The 15133-nt window shown below is 68.5% G+C and carries 16 protein-coding genes; 3 read left to right on the forward strand and 13 right to left on the reverse strand.

The annotated features are described in order from the left end of the window. Positions 1 to 326 precede the first annotated feature (326 nt). Positions 327 to 1742, forward strand: a complete 1416-nt coding sequence (locus NHL60_RS12215; protein WP_253443636.1) for a xanthine/uracil/vitamin C permease — start codon at positions 327 to 329, stop codon at positions 1740 to 1742. Between the two features lie 78 nt (positions 1743 to 1820). Here the strand turns inward: NHL60_RS12215 and NHL60_RS12220 are convergent, their stop codons facing one another. After that, positions 1821 to 2579, reverse strand: coding sequence for a glycerophosphodiester phosphodiesterase family protein (locus NHL60_RS12220; RefSeq protein WP_253443638.1), 759 nt, complete (start codon positions 2577 to 2579; stop codon positions 1821 to 1823). A gap of 124 nt (positions 2580 to 2703) precedes the next feature. On the opposite strand from NHL60_RS12220, the gene NHL60_RS12225 reads away from it, so the two are divergent. Both NHL60_RS12225 and NHL60_RS12230 read left to right on the forward strand, forming a co-directional pair. Then, positions 2704 to 3258, forward strand: coding sequence for a hypothetical protein (locus tag NHL60_RS12225; protein WP_253443640.1), 555 nt, complete (start codon positions 2704 to 2706; stop codon positions 3256 to 3258). A gap of 100 nt (positions 3259 to 3358) precedes the next feature. Then, entirely contained in the window at positions 3359 to 4336 is a 978-nt protein-coding gene (locus NHL60_RS12230; protein ID WP_253443641.1) for an NADPH:quinone reductase, read from the forward strand. Positions 4337 to 4404: 68 nt separating this feature from the next. Here NHL60_RS12230 and NHL60_RS12235 read toward each other — a convergent pair whose 3' ends face one another. The 12 genes from NHL60_RS12235 to urtB form a co-directional block, all read right to left on the reverse strand. Then, positions 4405 to 4644 (reverse strand): hypothetical protein, encoded by a 240-nt coding sequence (locus NHL60_RS12235; RefSeq protein WP_253443642.1) that lies wholly within the window; start codon positions 4642 to 4644, stop codon positions 4405 to 4407. A gap of 47 nt (positions 4645 to 4691) precedes the next feature. After that, on the reverse strand, positions 4692 to 5327 hold the full coding sequence (gene ureG, locus NHL60_RS12240) for an urease accessory protein UreG (protein ID WP_253443643.1): 636 nt from the start codon (positions 5325 to 5327) through the stop codon (positions 4692 to 4694). 246 nt (positions 5328 to 5573) lie between these two features. Beyond that, positions 5574 to 6296, reverse strand: coding sequence for an urease accessory protein UreF (locus NHL60_RS12245; protein ID WP_253443644.1), 723 nt, complete (start codon positions 6294 to 6296; stop codon positions 5574 to 5576). Further along, positions 6286 to 6846 (reverse strand): urease accessory protein UreE, encoded by a 561-nt coding sequence (ureE, locus tag NHL60_RS12250; RefSeq protein WP_253443646.1) that lies wholly within the window; start codon positions 6844 to 6846, stop codon positions 6286 to 6288. The genes NHL60_RS12245 and ureE overlap by 11 nt, the downstream gene beginning before the upstream one ends. 224 nt (positions 6847 to 7070) lie before the next feature. Further along, positions 7071 to 8774: an urease subunit alpha gene (gene ureC, locus NHL60_RS12255; RefSeq protein WP_301271062.1), complete on the reverse strand. Its 1704-nt coding sequence runs from the start codon at positions 8772 to 8774 to the stop codon at positions 7071 to 7073. After that, positions 8771 to 9091 (reverse strand): urease subunit beta, encoded by a 321-nt coding sequence (locus NHL60_RS12260; protein WP_253443648.1) that lies wholly within the window; start codon positions 9089 to 9091, stop codon positions 8771 to 8773. The genes ureC and NHL60_RS12260 overlap by 4 nt, the downstream gene beginning before the upstream one ends. A 157-nt stretch (positions 9092 to 9248) precedes the next feature. Beyond that, on the reverse strand, positions 9249 to 9551 hold the full coding sequence (locus NHL60_RS12265; protein WP_110068086.1) for an urease subunit gamma: 303 nt from the start codon (positions 9549 to 9551) through the stop codon (positions 9249 to 9251). A gap of 29 nt (positions 9552 to 9580) precedes the next feature. After that, positions 9581 to 10471 (reverse strand): urease accessory protein UreD, encoded by an 891-nt coding sequence (locus NHL60_RS12270; RefSeq protein ID WP_253443652.1) that lies wholly within the window; start codon positions 10469 to 10471, stop codon positions 9581 to 9583. A 259-nt stretch (positions 10472 to 10730) separates the two neighbouring features. Beyond that, positions 10731 to 11429 (reverse strand): urea ABC transporter ATP-binding subunit UrtE, encoded by a 699-nt coding sequence (urtE, locus tag NHL60_RS12275; protein WP_253443655.1) that lies wholly within the window; start codon positions 11427 to 11429, stop codon positions 10731 to 10733. Continuing rightward, positions 11429 to 12268, reverse strand: a complete 840-nt coding sequence (gene urtD / locus NHL60_RS12280) for an urea ABC transporter ATP-binding protein UrtD (protein ID WP_253443657.1) — start codon at positions 12266 to 12268, stop codon at positions 11429 to 11431. Before urtD ends, urtE begins: the two co-directional genes overlap by 1 nt. Further along, a complete protein-coding gene (gene urtC / locus NHL60_RS12285; RefSeq protein WP_253443660.1) occupies positions 12265 to 13431 on the reverse strand; it encodes an urea ABC transporter permease subunit UrtC in 1167 nt (388 codons plus the stop codon). Before urtC ends, urtD begins: the two co-directional genes overlap by 4 nt. 3 nt (positions 13432 to 13434) lie before the next feature. Then, on the reverse strand, positions 13435 to 15030 hold the full coding sequence (gene urtB, locus NHL60_RS12290) for an urea ABC transporter permease subunit UrtB (RefSeq protein WP_253443663.1): 1596 nt from the start codon (positions 15028 to 15030) through the stop codon (positions 13435 to 13437). Positions 15031 to 15133 lie beyond the last annotated feature (103 nt).

Consider the following 15133-nt stretch of genomic DNA (forward strand, 5'->3'; position numbering starts at 1 on the left):
GCGGCGCCGACACCCGGCGCCTGACGGCATCCACCAGGTATCGGCACGCCATTGGACCAAAGTTTACGTTTACGTAAAGACCGGCCGGCGACACCTCAGTGTCAACAACCTTGGCGTCATATCCCGCCCATTTCGCGACTCTTTGGCCTCTTTTCGCCACAAGAGCAAAATATTGTCGACAGTCACGCGATCGCCAGCCGGCCCGGGCTCGTTACAAGGTCGAATGTTCCTGGCCCGCTACGCCAAGTAAAAACGCCACAGCCAATAACAACAATAGATAAGCGAGGAATGTCCATGAACAACCAGAACCGCTAGAGGTTATCGACGTGCTACTGAAACGTAAGTATGGTGAGGAACAACCCTACTGGCCGGTGGGACCCTTCAAGGTTCGCCTCCCCTTCATCCACTTCCCCTGGGCCATCCCGGAAACCATCCAGGCCCTGGTGATGTTCGTCATCTCCCTGGGCATGATTCCGCTGCTGGAGCAGTATCTCGGCATACCCTACGAGGTAGCGCTGGCCTTTGTCGTGGTCTGTGGCATCGGCTTCATCCTACCGCCGCTGCTCGGCATTCCCTTCATCGCCGGCTGGATCACGCCCGCGATCCCGGTGGTGCTGCTGTTTATCGGCGACTTCGAACCTGGCCCCGAGGCGCTCAAGGCGATGGTCGCCCTGCAGCTCATGGTCACCGCCATCTTCTTGTTCATGGCCGTCACTCGCCTCGGCACCAAGCTGGTCAACAACGTTCCCGACTCCATCAAGGCAGGGATCCTGCTGGGCGCCGGCATCGCCGCCATCAGCGGCGAGATCAGCGCCGGCGGCCGGCTCTACAACACCCCCATCTCGCTCGGCATCGGCGGCCTGATCACTCTCTACGTGCTCTTCTCGCTCTCCTTCCGGGACCTGGCCGAGAAGTATCGCTGGGCGCGTAACATCGTTGCCTACGGCATGGTGCCGGGCATGCTGATCACCATGGCCATCGGCTGGAGCGTGGGCGAGTACCCGCTGCCCGAGGTCGAGTGGGGCATCGCCATTCCCGACTTCGCCGGCATCTGGGCCTACCTGCCCTTCTCCATCGGCGCCCCGGGCATCGAGCTGATGATCGCCGCCATCCCCACCGCGATCATCGCCTACATCATCGCCTTCGGCGATATCATCGTGGGTCAGACCCTGCTCAAGCGCGTCGACCACCTGCGTCCCGACGAGAAGATCGAGGTCAACGTCGACCGCGTGCACCTGATCACCGGCCTGCGCAACCTGATGCACTCCCTGCTGGCGCCCTATCCGGGCCTGGCTGGCCCGCTCTTCACCGGCGCCATGGCCACCGTCACCGAGCGCTACCGCTATGGCCGCAAGGCCATGGAGAGCATCTACTCCGGCACCTCGGTGTTCTGGATCGTCGGCTTCTTCGCCCTCTTCCTGCTGCCGCTGGTCACCGCCTTCCGCCCGGTGCTGCCCATCGCCCTCTCCATCACCCTGCTGATCACCGGCTACCTCTGCATCGCGGTGGCCGTGGAGCAGATCCACAACGCCACCGCCATGGGCGTGGCGGGGATCATGGGTGTGGTACTCGCCACCCACGGCGCCGCCTGGGGCCTGGGCATCGGCCTGATCCTCTACTTCCTGATCGAGCATCGCGCCCGCAGCGTGCGCGACGCCGAGCATGAAGAGCCGATTCATGTGGAGGATGACATGGTGGTGGAGCAGGACGACGGCCGCGACGCCGAGCCCGCCACCCGCTGAGCCAGCGCCCCACGGGGCGGCACAAGGCCAAGGTCAGAAGGGCCGCCCGGTGGGCGGCCCTTCTGCGTGGGCGGCTGCTCACGCCTCGGGAGGCAGGTGGCCCAGGAAACGAGTGGGATCATCGCTGATCGCGCTGTTCACTCCCCAGCCCCACTGGTGGGCGAAGGCCGCCGGGTCGTTGGCCGTGTAGCAGAGCAGCGGGTAGCCGGCCGCCCGCACGGCACGCGCAGTGCGCTCGGTGAGGCGCGTCCAGTCGGCGTGGACGCTGAACGCCTCGAGGGCCTCGCAGCGGTGCTGCCAATCGCTGGTCACCCCCTCGAACAGCACGCCCAGGGCCAGCCGCTTCGCCGGCGCCATATCACGGGCGGCGTCCAGCGCCCCGGCGTGGAAGGAGGAGACGATCAGCCGCTCCGGTGGCAGCGCCTCCATGGCAGCAGGGACCGCCTCCTCCACCAGCGCGGCGGCGCTGCGGCCGCGGTTGACCTTGAGCTCCAGGTTGAGCCCGAGCCCCAGGCCATCGACCAGCGCCAGCATCTCCGAGAGGGTCGCCATGCGCTCGCCTCGGTACTCGTCGCCGAACCAGGCGCCCACGTCAAGTCGACGGGCACCGGGCAGGTCCAGATCGGCGAGCCTCGCCCGCCCGTCGGAGCAGCGCTTGACCGTGGCGTCGTGCCAGATCACCGGCGTGCCGTCTCCCAGCAGCTGGACATCCAGCTCGACCCAGGTACAGCCCGCCGCCTGGGCGGCGCGCACCGCGGCCAGGGTGTTCTCGGGGGCCCTGGCGGAGAGGCCGCGATGGGCAAGCAGGCGTGGCAGGGTAATCTCCGGATGGCGCATGGCGTCTCGACTCCTTGAGGATCATGGCCGCCAGCATAGCGGGATGCGGGGGACCGTGACAGGGCCCCGAGGCGCTGGAGTATGCTAGGCTTCGCGCCAGCCAATCTAGAGAGTGGAGAGCACGATGAAGGTGGTGAGTCTCGAGCCCGGCGCCCGGCAAGATGCCTGGCTGGCGCGGCTATGTGCGGCGGTCCATGGCACCCAGGCAGGGCTGGCTCCGCTGGTGGCCTTCAGCGGTATCCGCCACCTGCTGTTTCCCGTCGAGGCGGCGCGCCTCTGGGCACTGGAGGATGACCGGGGCCGCCCCCTGGCGCTGGCGCTGCTGGTCATGGACGAGAGCGGCGAGGGCATGGCCGTGACCCTCGCCGCTACCTTCGGCGAGAGTCGCGAGCCCCTGCGCCGGCTGCTCCACGACCTGGCCCTGAAGGCGCCGCTCTGCATCACCCCAAACGAGACCCTGGATGAGGCCTTCCTGCGGGAGTGCGGCATCACTCGCTGGGTGGAGAACGACCGGGGGGAGCGGGTCGGCCTCGCCTTCCAGCACCCCGCCGCGCTCTCCGGCCGGCTGACGCCACCGCTCGCCTTCGATGAGCAGGCGGTGCTGCGCCGCTTCAAGCAGGAGCGGGCCTTCTTCGAGGCGGAGCGGCAGGCCTTCGTCGACGGGCTCGGGACCGGCTGAACCCGCCGAGGGAGCCAGCGACTTGACCGGCCGGACGTTCGGCGTTTGGATGGCTCTCTGTCCCCACGGCTTTCCACTCCCATTACAAGGACCTGACACCATGGCCAAGCGTATCCAGTTTGCCCGCACCGGCGGCTCCGAGGTGCTTGAGCTCGTCGATGTCTCCCCCGCCGAGCCCGGCCCCGGCGAGGTGCGAATCGCCAACCGCGCCATCGGCCTCAACTTCATCGACATCTACTTCCGCACCGGCCTCTACCCCGCCCCGTCGCTGCCCTCCGGTCTCGGCACCGAGGGCGCCGGCGTGGTCGAGGCGGTGGGTGAAGGGGTCAGCCACCTCGCGCCCGGCGACCGCGTCGCCTACGCCCAGGGGCCGCTGGGCGCCTATGCCGAGCAGCACACCCTGCCCGCCGACAAGGTAGTCAAGCTGCCCGAATCCATCGACTTCGAGACCGCCGCGGCCAGCATGCTCAAGGGGCTGACGGTGCAGTACCTGATGCGCCAGACCTTTGCGCTCAAGGGCGGCGAGACCATCCTGTGGCACGCCGCCGCCGGCGGCGTGGGCTCCATCGCCTGCCAGTGGGCGCGGGCGCTCGGCGTCAGGCTGATCGGCACCGTCAGCTCCCCGGAGAAGGCGGCCCTTGCCGAGAAGAACGGCGCCTGGGCCACCATCGACTACACCAGGGAGAACGTGGTCGAGCGGGTGCGCGAACTCACCGACGGCGCCATGTGCGACGTGGTCTACGACTCGGTGGGCAAGGACACCTGGGAGACCTCCCTCGACTGCCTCAAGCCGCGCTCGCTGATGGTCAGCTTCGGCAACGCCTCCGGCGCGGTCGACGGGGTCAACCTGGGCATCCTCAACCAGAAGGGGTCGCAGTTCGTCACCCGTCCCAGCCTCAACGGCTATGCCGACACCCCCGAGCGGCTGCAGATGATGGCCGACGAGCTCTTTGCCATGCTCGAAAGCGGCAAGCTCAAGGTCGATATCTCCCACCGCTACCCGCTGGCGGAAGCCGGACAGGCTCAGGACGCCCTGCAGGGCCGCCAGACCACCGGCTCCACCATCCTGCTGCCCTGATCTCCCCTGCCCCCCAAGCAGAACGCCCGGCCACTGGCCGGGCGTTCTGCTTGGGGCGACGCCGACATTCAGCGCTGACGCTGCAGCCGTCGCTGGCGAAGGACACGCCGCAGCAGCAGGGCCAGCCCGGTCACGCCCAGCACGGCGAAGGCGCCCGCCAGCAGCAGCAGCGGGCTGCCGGTATGGGCATGGACATCGGGGGCGCCGTGGCCCGGGTGAGCCAGTGCCGAGCCGGCCCCAAGCATCAGGCCGGTGGCCGCGGCAGCCGCAGCGGCGCGTTTCGAGAGAGACATCGAGAGTAAGGTCATGGTGGCGATCTCCTTGCCGGTGTGTCGAGTCGGTATGGGGGAGTGAATCAGGCGGTAGCGCCGGCCGGTGGCCGGCGCTCCGGCAGCATGCCGCGCTCGAGGATGAACTGGATGATGGTCTCGAGGCCCACGCCGTCATAGAGGTTGGTGAAGACGAAGGGGCGCTCGCCGCGCATCGTCTTCGAGTCGCGCTCCATCACCTCGAGGGACGCATGCACCTGCTCGGCGATATCGATCTTGTTGATGATCAACAGATCCGACTTGGTGATGCCGGGGCCGCCCTTGCGGGGGATCTTGTCGCCGGCGGAGACGTCGATCACGTAGAGGGTGAGGTCGGAGAGCTCGGGGCTGAAGGTGGCCGAGAGGTTGTCGCCGCCGGACTCCACTAGCACCAGCTCGAGGCCCGGGTGGCGCCCCTGGAGCTCGTCGATGGCGGCGAGGTTCATGGAGGCGTCCTCGCGGATGGCGGTGTGGGGGCAGCCGCCGGTCTCCACGCCGAGGATGCGATCGGCGTCGAGCGCCTCGTGCTTAAGCAGGAAGTCGGCGTCCTCCCGGGTGTAGATGTCGTTGGTGACCACGGCGATATCGTAGTGGTCGCGCAGGGCCAGGCAGAGCTGCTTGAGCAGCGCCGTCTTGCCGGAGCCCACCGGGCCGCCGACGCCAACGCGTAAACAATGGGTCATGTCGTGTCTCCTCTCGTACTCTTTCGTCGTCATCCTGTCGGCACGGGCGACTCACTGGACTCACCACGCCACGCGACCGAAACCCTGGCACCCCGGCCGGACTCCCGCGGTCGGAAAGACGGCACATCCCTGTACCGACTTTCCTAAATCTTCATCCCTGAAGATTTCCCGCGTCGCTTCGTCCGGTGTACCAGCGGCCGCGCGAGGTGGCTTCGCCAGTAATCGCCCTGCCGTCCTGTCTTGGCGCTAACTTCTGAAAAGTCGCGAATACTGGGTCTCGTGCAGGGCGCTGGCCAGGGCCAGGCCGGGCAGCGCCGGGCCGAGGGCGTCGTCGGGGAGCGCCAGGGCCTCGTCCACCGCGGCGACCAGCGCCGGGCGCAGCCGCTCGACGAGGCGCTGGGCGGCGGTGTGGCCCAGGGGCAGCGCCTTGCAGGCCACCGCCAGCTGGTTCTCCAGCCAGGCCCAGGCGAAGCCGAGCAGCGCCGGGCGCACCGCAATGCCGCGCCTCCCGGCCGCCCAGGCAAACAGCGTCACATAGCCCGCCCCTTCCGGGAGCTCCGGCCCATGACGTGAAACATCAGGGGGCAGCAGCGCCAGGCTGCCCAGCAGGCGCTTGAGCGAGGCCCCGAGCCGCGCATCCTCGGCGGCGAGCTCCGCGGTCTCGCGGTTGGCGGCAAGCCAGGCGTCCCACTCGGCCACCGCCTCGCCGTCACCCTCTGACCAGGCGGCGTGCAGGCGCGCCAGCGCCGGCAGCTCGCAGCGGGTCAGGCCATCCTCGAGCACCCCTTCGAGCCAGTCGCCGAGGCTCGCCTCGTCGCTCACCCAGCCCAGCTCGAAGGCGCTCTCGAGCCCCTGGGAGAAGGCGAAGGCGCCGATGGGCAGCGCCGGGCTGACCAGCTGGAGTAGCCCGAGCAGGGCCAGGTCATCGCCTGGCGCCCTCTCCACCGGGGCCTCCGGCTCAGTGGGCATGAGAGTGGCCATGTTCGTGCCCATGGTCGTGGTCATGCCCGTTTGACTGGCTGTGGGAATGGCCGTGCGAGTGGCTGTGAGAGTGACTGTGTGAATGGCCATGCCCGCCCAGCTGCTGGTAGGCGCCGGGCTCCGGGTCGAAGGGGGCCCGGTGGTGCTCGAGCGTGGCGCCGAGCAGCGTCGCCAGCTCCTCCAGCACATGGTCCGGTGGAAAGCGCACGTATCCCCCCTTCTCGTCCTCGCCCAGGGCCAGCTGCACATGGCGGTTGCCCAGGTGGTAGGCGAGCCGTGCCAGGGGCAGGCCGGAGGCGATGCGGGCGGTGACCACCGGCTCGTCGGCGGCGCGGATGCGCACCACCTCGCCGCCCTCGGCGCGCAGCCCTTCGCCGTCGCGCAGCACCGGCCCGCGGTCGAGGAAGAGCCCGAGGTCGCGGCCGGCGTCGCTTTCCGCCTTGAGGCGGCCGCGAATACGCAGCTCATAGGGCAGCGTCAGGGTATCGCTGGCCTGGTCCGCCGCGATGGGGCCCAGGCGTTCGGTCAGTTTCAGCATTGAACAACCGCTCCTCTGGTGTCTCGAGACGAGCCAGCCCTGGCATCGTCTCGTTAAATTCTGGCTCGGAGCCTATTAGCCGCGGCTAACCCGGCGACACGTCTAGGCGGGGGCGCTGTAAATACGTCCCTGTACGCTACTTTTGCCATCCCTGGCAAAAGACCCCCGCTGCGACCTGTCCCCGGCGCCGCTCACCTTGGTATCTACCGCTCGGCGCTAGGCGCTCAGAACAGGTGGTAGCGCTGGGCCAGCGGCAGCTCGGTGGCGGGCTCGCAGGTCAGAAGCTCCCCATCGCAGCGCACCTCGTAGGTCTGGGGGTCGACGCTGAGATCGGGGCAGGCGTCGTTGAGCTTCATGTCCCCCTTGCGCACGCCGCGCACGTTCTTGCACGCCACCAGCCGGCTGGCGAGGCCCAGCCGCTCCCGGATACCCGCGTCCAGGGCCGCCTGGCTGACGAAGCTGACCCGGGTCAGGCTTACCGCCCGCCCCAGGGCGCCGAACATCGGCCGGTAGTGGACCGGCTGAGGCGTGGGGATCGAGGCGTTGGGGTCGCCCATGGGCGCCATGGCGATCATGCCCCCCTTGAGGATCAGCGCCGGCTTGACGCCGAAGAAGGCCGGGCTCCAGAGCACCAGGTCGGCGAGCTTGCCCACCTCGATGGAGCCCACCTCGTGGCCGATGCCGTGGGTGATCGCCGGGTTGATGGTGTACTTGGCGATGTAGCGCCGGGCGCGGAAGTTGTCGGCGCCGAGCGCCTCGTCCTCGGGCAACAGGCCCCGCTGCACCTTCATCTTGTGGGCGGTCTGCCAGGTGCGGCACACCACCTCCCCCACCCGGCCCATGGCCTGGGAGTCGGAGGAGATCATCGAGATCACGCCGAGATCCTGGAGGATATCCTCGGCGGCGATGGTCTCGCGGCGGATGCGCGAGTCGGCGAAGGCCACGTCCTCGGGGATGTTGGGGTCCAGGTGGTGGCACACCATCAGCATGTCGAGATGCTCGTCGATGGTGTTGACCGTATAGGGCCGCGTCGGGTTGGTGGAGGACGGCAGCACGTAGGGCTTGGCGCAGGCGGTGAGGATGTCCGGCGCGTGGCCGCCCCCGGCCCCCTCGGTGTGGTAGGTGTGGATGCCGCGCTCCTTGAACGCCGCCAGGGTGTCCTCCACGAAGCCCGACTCGTTGAGGGTGTCGGTGTGGATGGCGATCTGGACGTCGTACCGCTCGGCCACCGAGAGGCAGGTATCGATCGACGCCGGGGTGGTGCCCCAGTCCTCGTGGAGCTTGAGACCCATGGCCCCGGCCTCGAGCTGCGCCGCCAGCCCCTCCGGCAGGCTGGCATTTCCCTTGCCCAACAGGCCGATGTTCATGGGCAATCCATCCACCGCCTGGAGCATGCGGCCGATATGCCATTCCCCCGGGGTGCAGGTGGTGGCCTTGGAGCCGGTGGCAGGCCCGGTGCCGCCGCCGAGCATGGTGGTGATGCCGCTGGCCAGCGCCTCCTCCACCTGCTGGGGGCAGATGAAGTGGATGTGGGCATCGATGCCGCCGGCGGTGAGGATCATGCCTTCGCCGGCAATCACCTCGGTGCCGGGGCCGATCACGATTTCCACGCCCGGCTGGGTATCGGGATTGCCCGCCTTGCCGATGGCGGCGATGCGGCCATTTTGCAGCCCCACATCCGCCTTGACGATGCCCCACCAGTCGAGGATCAGGGCGTTGGTGATCACGGTGTCCATCACGCTGTCGTCGGCGCGCTGGCTCTGGCCCATGCCGTCGCGGATCACCTTGCCGCCGCCGAACTTCACCTCCTCGCCGTAGTGGGTGGCGTCGCGCTCCACCTCGATCCACAGCTCGGTGTCGCCAAGGCGCACCCGGTCGCCCACCGTGGGGCCGTACATATCGGCGTAGGCCTGTCTCGAGATCTTCATGATTTGCCTCCTTCCAGCGCACCCATGACCTCGCCGAGGAAGCCGTAGATATGGCGCGTGCCGGCAAAGGGAATAAGGGTCACCTCCCGGGTCTGCCCCGGCTCGAAGCGGATCGCCGTGCCGGCGGCCACGTCGAGGCGATAGCCACGGGTCGTGTCGCGATCGAAGACCAGCGCCGGGTTGGCCTCGGCGAAGTGGTAGTGGGAGCCGATCTGGATCGGCCGGTCGCCGGTATTGGCCACCTCGACGGTGATCCGCTCGCGCCCCTCGCAGAGCGCGATCTCGCCGTCCTTCAGCTGATATTCGCCAGGAATCATAAGCGCCTTACCTTTCGTTAATGGCTGCTGCTGCACAGCTAAAACTGAGCGAACGAAGGCCAGGCAAGGCGGCGAGCGGCAAAAAAGCGGAGTTTACTTTAGTAAATGAGCAATTTTTGTCGCGAAGCCAACACAGCATGGCCAAGTGCAGCCAGTTTTAGACGATTGGGGTGTGGACGGTGACCAGCTTGGTGCCATCGGGGAAGGTGGCCTCCACCTGCACCTCGTGGACCATCTCAGCCACCCCCTCCATGACGTCGTCGCGGCCGAGAATCTCGCGGCCGGCGCTCATCAGGTCGGCCACGCTGCGGCCATCCCGGGCGCCCTCCATGATCTCGAAGCTGATCAGCGCCACCGCCTCGGGATAGTTGAGCTTCAGGCCGCGGGCGCGGCGGCGCTCGGCCAGCTGAGCGGCCAGAAAGAGCATCAGCTTGTCCTTGTCGCGGGGTGTCAGTTCCATGGCGTCGTCTCGTCGGTGAAGGTGGGGAATCAGGTCAGCCAGATGCGCGGGATCTGGGCCTCGAGGCCCAGCAGCCGTGGGCGCAGTACTCGCCAGGCGGCCTCGCAGAGCGCCCAGGCCTCGCGGCGCTCATCGCCCAGGTAGCGCAGCAGCAGCACGCCGTGGCGCAGGGTCACCGCCCAGCGGGGCGAGGCGGGAAGCGCGTCGCGCAGCGCCTCGATGGCCTCGGGCGCCTCAACCAGGCCCACCGCCCAGAGGGTCGCCTGGACGCTGGCGCCCCCCTGCCCCCAGCGCCCCGTGAAGCGCGGGTGGGCGGGGTCCAGCGGCTGGCGCTCCAGCCACAGGGGCCTGCCGTCACGGGTGAGGCGAAAGCGCTGTTCGAGGCGCCCCGAGCGATAGGGCAGCGCACTTGCCGGGCGCCCCAGGGCCAGCACCTCCCAGCCCAGGCAGCGGGCGGTGCCCGAAAGGTCGATCCGGGTGCTCTGCTCCCCCCGGGAGCCGTCGAAGGCGATGGTCTCCTGGGGCAGCCACTCCAGGGTGCCGCCATCGTCGACCTCCAGGTGGGTGGCCTGACACCAGGCCACCCCGTGGCTGTCGGCGCGATAGAGCTTGTTGGCCGCCGGGGTGGTGAGCAGCGCCTGGGCGCCCGCCTCGACCCGCGCCGAGATGGTCAGCGCATCGCCGCTGACCAGCCCCCCCGGCGGGTGCAGCAGGTAGAGGTGGCAGACGCCCGCAGGCCCCTCCGGATAGAAGGGGCGCTGCACCCGCAGCGGCCCGCAATGGCGCGCCCGGGTCAGCCGCGTCGCCCCGCCCCGCGCAGCGAAACTCAACTCAAGCGTCGCCTCCCAGCGCCGCTCGGCATCGAAGCGGTGGCCGGATGCCGGCGGCGGGGGGGCAAGGGTAGGCTCGAAGGCGGTCATGGGCGACTCGTGCGGTGGCGTCTCTGACCAGTCTTCAGCAAGGGGCGTACCAGAATGGGGAGAGGGATATATTTCCCTTATCATTCATAAAGTTGAAATGAATGCCGGTACCAGGCTGACGGCATGCACGCCCCCTCGCGGTGCATCAACGGAGGCCGCCGCGCACCTTGCAGGTGCAGGCGCACGGGCGGGCAGGCCAGAAAGGTGCAAGACGCCCCCATGAACCACAGGAGGCGCCTCGATGCTCGGCGTTTCACGCCTAGACCGTCAGGTGCTCCCTGATCAGCGCATCGGAGAGCTCGTCGATGGGCCCCTTGGCCACCGGCCGGCCGCGGTCCATGATCACGAAGCGGTCGGCGTACTTGCGGGCGAAGGGCAGCTTCTGCTCCACCAGCAGCACGGTGAGGCCGTCCTCCGCGATCAGCCGGCGGATCACCTCGCCGATCAGGGTGACGATATTGGGCTGGATGCCCTCCCCCGGCTCGTCGAGGATCAGCAGCCGCGGCTCGAGCACCAGCGCCCGGCCGATGGCCAGCTGCTGCTGCTGGCCCCCGGAGAGATCGCCGCCGCGGCGGTGCCTCATCTCCTGAAGCACCGGGAAGAGCTCATAGATGCGCTCGGGAATCGTCCTGCGGCCGTCGCCCCGGGCGGCGAGCCCGGTGCGCAGGTTCTCCTCCACGCTGAGCAGCGGGAAGATCTGGCGGCCTTGGGGCACATAGCCGATGCCGAGCCGCGAACGCTCCTCGACGCGCCGCCGGGTCAGCTCCACGTCGTCAGCGTAGCGGAGGCTGCCGGAGGCCACTGTTACCTCGCCCATGATCGCCTTCATCAGGGTGGTCTTGCCCACCCCGTTGCGGCCCATCACGCAGGTGCACTCCCCTGCGGGCACCTCGAGGTCGAGATCCCAGAGGGTATGGCTCTCGCCGTAGTACTGGTTGAGCTTGTCGATCCTGAGCATCACGCCATCTCCTCGTCGGCCTCGGCCCCCAGGTAGACCTCGATCACCCTGGGGTCGCTGGCCACCTGGTCCATGGTCCCCTCGGCCAGCACGCTGCCCTGGTGAAGCACCGTCACCTGGCGGGCGATGGAGCGCACGAAGCCCATGTCGTGCTCCACCACCACCACCGACTGCTTGCCGGCAAGGCCGGTCAAGAGCTCCGCGGTGCGCTCCATCTCCTGCTCGGTCATGCCGGCCACCGGCTCGTCCACCAGCAGCAGGCGCGGGCGCTGCATCAGCAGCATGCCGATCTCCAGCCACTGCTTCTGGCCGTGGGAGAGGATGCCCGCCGGCCGGTCGCGCAGCGCGGTGAGGCCGATGGTGGCCAGCCCCTCCTCGATGCGGTCGCGCACCTCGCCACTCATGCGGGCGGTGAGGGTCGGCAGGATGCGCTTATCGGCGGCCATGGCCAGCTCCAGGTTCTCGAACACGCTGAGCGCCTCGAAGACCGTGGGCTTCTGGAACTTGCGGCCGATGCCGAGACTGGCGATCTCCGGCTCGTTCATCGTCAGCAGGTCGTGGCGGCTGCCGAACCACACCGAGCCGGTGTCGGGGCGGGTCTTGCCGGTGATGATATCCATCATGGTGGTCTTGCCGGCGCCGTTGGGGCCAATGATGCAGCGCAGCTCGCCGTCGTCGATGGTCAGGTTGAGGTTGTCGATGGCCTTGAAGCCGTCGAAGCTCACCGTGACGTCCTCCAGGTAGAGGATCGGGCCGTGGCGCACGTCCACCGGCGAGGCGGTCGGCACCAGGAAGTCGAAGACGCGATCGCGGTCGGCCAGGGATCTCAGGAAGCTCATGGGGTCACCTCCGAGCCGGTGGCGCTGTTTTCATTGCCGGACGCGCCGGCGTCATCGCCCGTTCGGCGACGCTTCAGGCGATAGGCGAGGATCCCCGCCACGCCCCTGGGCAGGAAGACCGTGACCAGCACGAAGAGCCCGCCGAGGGCGAAGAGCCAGGCGTCGGGCATAGCGCCGGTGAAATAGGTCTTGGCGTAGTTGACCAGTATCGCCCCGATCACCGCCCCGTAGAGGGTCGCCCGGCCGCCCAGCGCCACCCAGAGCACGATCTCGATGGAGAAGAGCGGCGAGAACTCGCTGGGGTTGATGATCCCCACCTGGGGCACGTAGAGGGCGCCGGCGAGCCCCGCCAGCATGGCCGAGACCACGAAGACGAAGAGCTGGAAGCGCTCCACCCGGTAGCCGAGAAAGCGCGTGCGCGCCTCGGCGTCACGGGTGGCCACGCAGACCCGGCCGAGCTTGCTTCCCACGATGGCTCGGCACACGACATAGCCCAGGGCCAGCGCCACGCCGCTGGCCAGGAAGAGCCCGAGGCGCGTCTCGTTGCTTCTCAGGTTGAAGCCCAGGATCTCGCGGAAGTCGGTCAGGCCGTCGCTGCCGCCGAAGCCCATCTCGTTGCGGAAGAAGGCCAGCATCAGGGCGAAGGTGAGCGCCTGGGTGATGATGGAGAGATAGACCCCGGTGACCCGGGAGCGGAAGGCCAGGAAGCCGAACACCAGCGCCAGGGCGCCGGGCACCAGCAGCACCATCAGGAAGGCGAACCAGGCCATGTCGAAGCCGAGCCAGTACCAGGGCAGGTTCTCCCAGCTCAGGAACACCATGAAGTCCGGCAGCACGGGATCACCATAGACCCCGCGGTCGCCGATCTGGCGCATCAGGTACATGCCCATGGCGTAGCCGCCCAGCGCAAAGAAGGCGCCGTGACCCAGGCTCAGGATGCCCAGATAGCCCCACACCAGGTCCACGGCGACGGCCAGCAGCGCATAGCTCAGGTACTTGCCGAAGAGGTTGACGGTATAGGCGTTGACATAGAGCGGGTGGCCCTGGGGCACGGCCAGGTGCAGCAGCGTCACCAGGGTCATGGCCGCCAGCAGCACGGCCAGGAAGAGCTGCGTCGAGCGCTCGGCGAAGGGGCGCGTCAGCCAGAAGTGTGTGGAATGCATCGGTTAGCCCTCCGCCGCCCGGCCCTTCTGCGGGAAGAGTCCGCGGGGGCGCTTCTGAATGAACAGGATGATGAAGACGAGCACGATGATCTTGGCCAGCACGGCGCCCGCCCAGGGTTCCAGCACCTGGTTGATCACCCCCAGCGACAGGCCCGCCACCAGGGTGCCCCAGAGGTTTCCGACGCCGCCGAACACCACCACCATGAAGGAGTCGATGATGTAGCTCTGGCCCAGGTTGGGCCCCACGTTGGTGAGCTGGGAGAGCGCCACCCCGGCGAGCCCCGCCACCCCGGAGCCCAGGGCGAAGGTGAGGATATCGACCCGGGTGGCGCGGATGCCCATGGAGCGCGCCATGGCGCGGTTCTGGGTCACCGCCCGCACCTCGAGCCCGAGCCGGGTCCGGCGCATGATCAGCACCAGAGCGGCGAACACCGCCAGGGCGAAGGCGATCACCACCAGGCGGTTGAGGGTCAGCGAGAGGGCGTCGTTGACGGCGATGGAGCCGCTCATCCACTCCGGGGAGACCACGGTGCGGTTCTGGGGCGAGATCAGGGTACGCACCAGCTGCTGCAGGATCAGGCTGATGCCGAAGGTGGCCAGCAGGGTCTCCAGCGGCCGCCCCTTGAGGAACTGGATCACCCCGCGCTCGATGGCGATGCCGGCCAGCGCCGCTACCAGGAAGCCGGCGGGCACCGACAGCACCAGGGCCAGGCCCGGCTGGCCGGGCAGCAGCTGCTGCATCATCCAGGTGGTGTAGGCGCCGAGCATGATCAGCTCGCCGTGGGCCATGTTGATCACCCCCATCACCCCGAAGGTGATGGCCAGGCCAATGGCCGCCAGCACCAGTACCGAGCCGAGCGAGAGCCCGAAGTAGAGGGTCTCGGCGGCGCGGTTGACCTTGAGCATCTGCTCGATCTGGTTCAAGGCGTTGCGGGCGGCGTCGGCCAGCATCGGGTCGTCGCCGTTGGCCGCCTGATTGAGAGCGACGCGGACCCGGGAGTGCAGGCTGCCCTCGAGGTCGGCCACGGCGGCCACCTCGCCCTGCTCCAGGCGATGGATGGCGAGCGCCTGGAGCAGGCGGCGGCGCACCCGGGCGTCCTCCTCGCCCTCGATCACCTCCGCCAGGGGGCCGGCCAGGTCGACGTCCACCTCGCCCAGCAGCCGCTCGGCGGAGGCGCGGCGCAGCGCGAGGTCCGCCGAGTAGAGATCTACCACGGCGATGGCGCTGCGCAGCTGGTTGCGCAGGGCGTTGTTGATGCCGATGCGGTCGAGATCGCGGCGGGACATCTCGCCCAGCGCCTCGCCGGTCAGGGCATCTTCCACCGGCCAGTCGCGGCCGCGGTTGTCCAGCACCACCACGAAGCGGCCGTCGTCGGCGCGCTGCAGGCGGCCGTCGAGCAGGGCCTGGAGCCAGCCTCGGGCGCGCTCGTCGTCGCTGGCCACGATGACCTCGATGGCGCGGCCCTTGGCGGGGAAGCTGTCGACGTCCAGGGCCTCGAGCAGCTCGATGGCGGCGGCATCGTCGGCCGCGGGCTGGGCCTGGGCGCCCAGCGGCAGAGCCAGCAGCACCAGCAGCCAGAGTAAAAGGAGACGCCTCATGGGTTCGTCCTTTGCATTAGGGAGTCACTAAGTGGGTAAAGCGGGCGTGCGCCCCGCACAGGGCCATCGCAGCTGGCAGGCTGTTCCGGCGACAGGCCTGCGA

This window comes from Halomonas sp. Y3 (genome assembly GCF_024137965.1).
In the GTDB taxonomy this organism is placed as follows: Bacteria; Pseudomonadota; Gammaproteobacteria; order Pseudomonadales; family Halomonadaceae; genus Halomonas; species Halomonas mongoliensis.